This is a genomic window from Devosia sp. (assembly GCF_017307565.1).
GTDB lineage: Bacteria > Pseudomonadota > Alphaproteobacteria > Rhizobiales > Devosiaceae > Devosia.
Map to the genome: position 1 here is coordinate 1 of NZ_JAFKHD010000474.1, position 1,904 is coordinate 1,904.

The 1,904-nt window shown below is 61.5% G+C and carries 3 protein-coding genes; 1 reads left to right on the forward strand and 2 read right to left on the reverse strand.

Annotated features, from left to right (window positions below):
* The coding region (locus J0I64_RS20790; protein WP_291411883.1) for an MFS transporter at positions 1-331 on the reverse strand (331 nt) is incomplete at its 3' end.
* A gap of 88 nt (positions 332-419) precedes the next feature.
* On the opposite strand from J0I64_RS20790, the gene J0I64_RS20795 reads away from it, so the two are divergent.
* On the forward strand, positions 420-1,064 hold the full coding sequence (locus J0I64_RS20795) for a TetR/AcrR family transcriptional regulator C-terminal domain-containing protein (protein WP_291411885.1): 645 nt from the start codon (positions 420-422) through the stop codon (positions 1,062-1,064).
* Positions 1,065-1,289: 225 nt separating this feature from the next.
* Here the strand turns inward: J0I64_RS20795 and J0I64_RS20800 are convergent.
* Positions 1,290-1,904: S16 family serine protease (locus J0I64_RS20800; protein WP_291411887.1), on the reverse strand; the 615-nt coding region annotated here is incomplete at its 5' end.

Here is a 1,904-nt window from a genome sequence, read left to right on the forward strand (position 1 = left end):
TGTTGGCGCTGGTGATGCCGGCCATGGCGCGGCCAACGACCAGGACCCAGCCAAGCGGGGTTAGTGCCATGACGAGATAGTCGAGCAAGGTGCCGGCGAGCGAGAGCAGCAGCACCGGGCGGCGGCCGAAGCGATCGCTGAGGGCGCCGAGCACGGGCGAGAAGATGAATTGCATGATGGCGTAGACCGCGAGCATGGCTCCGTACAGGAAACCGATGTCGCCGCCTTCGGTGAGCTGGGTCAGCAATTCGGGCAGGATGGGGAAAATCAGGCCCGCGCCAATCGCATCTATGGCGACGGTCGCGAGAATGACGATCAGGGCCTTGTTCATAAGGACCTCCAGAGGTACTTTATCGGTGATAAGTTCATTTATCGCCGATAAGCTCCTTTATCAGTGATAAGTCAAGAGGATTGTGTGCATGGCGATTGATCGTGGCCGTATTGTCGATGAGGCCATGGCCCTGCTGAACGAGGTGGGCATTGACAAGCTGACGACGCGGAAGCTGGCGGAGCGGCTGGGCGTGCAGCAGCCGGCGCTCTACTGGCATTTCAAGAACAAGTCGGCGCTGCTCGACGCCATCAATAGCGAGATGCTGGCGCGCTATCACAGCCATCGCCTGCCCTCGCCCGGCGAGGACTGGGTGGATTTCACCTATGCGACGGCGCGCAGCATGCGGAAGACGCTGCTGGCGGTGCGGGATGGGGCGCGGATCGCTGCGGGAACGCGGCCTTCGACCACGGATTTCGCCGACGCAGAAAAGCAGCTGAAGCTTTATGTGGACGCAGGCTTTACGGCCGAGGAAGCGCTGCACGCTTCGATTTCGGTGGCGCGCTACGTAGTCGGCTATGTGCTCGAGGAACAGGGCGAGCGTGAGCGGAGGGAGGAAGAGGTTGGCCAGGACGGCGACCTTGATGCCGAGCTGACGCCGTTCCCGATTCTGGCCGAGGCGTTCCGGTCACTGGAGAAGGAAGGCTCGATCAATACCGAGCAGGCGTTCGAGCGCGGGCTGAAATATATGGTCGAGGGGATACGGCTGAGCGCGGCGGCGAAGGTACCGCAGTAGCCCCGTCGACGAGCGGGACCTAATTTCGGTTGTCACCACCGGGCTCGTCCCGGTGGTCCATGCGGAGGTGAGATGGATTGCCGGGACAAGCCCGGCAATGACGGTGGAGGGGGGGATGGTGCAGTCAGGCAGTCGACGGAACTGCACGGAACAGGCTTGATGAGTTTGACGAGACAAAGAAAAACGGCGGCCTAGAGGCCGCCGTTTTCATTTTCAGTGGATCGCTTAGTGCGTCACGCTGGCCGAAGAATCATCTGATGCGTCGGTCTTGGCGACTGCCGGAGCTTCATCGAAATTCCATTCGATGGCTTCCGGCTTGCGCACCAGAGCGCGTTCGATGACCTGGTCCATGCGGGAGACCGGAACGATCTCCATGCCTTCCTTGACGATGTCCGGGATCTCCTGGAGATCGCGAACATTCTCTTCCGGAATAAGCACCGTCTTGATGCCGCCGCGGAGGGCTGCAAGGAGCTTTTCCTTGAGGCCGCCGATGGGAAGCACCCTGCCCCGCAGCGTGATCTCGCCGGTCATGGCGACATCATTGCGAACCGGAATGCCGGTCATCACCGAGACGATGGCAGTCGCAAGACCGATACCGGCCGACGGACCATCCTTGGGCGTTGCGCCTTCGGGAAGGTGGACGTGGATGTCGCGCGTGTCGAACATCGGCGGCTTGATGCCGTAGTCGATCGCACGGGACTTCACATAGGCCGTCGCGGCAGTCAGCGATTCCTTCATCACTTCCTTGGTGTTGCCGGTGACCGACATGCGGCCCTTGCCGGGCGTCATCACGCCTTCGATGGTCAGGATTTCGCCGCCGACCGAAGTCCAGGCGAGACC

What these genes read in the sequence shown, in the direction of transcription:
- J0I64_RS20795 (WP_291411885.1), top strand. Translation starts at nt 420, where the DNA reads ATGGCGATTGATCGTGGCCGTATTGTCGATGAGGCCATGGCCCTGCTG.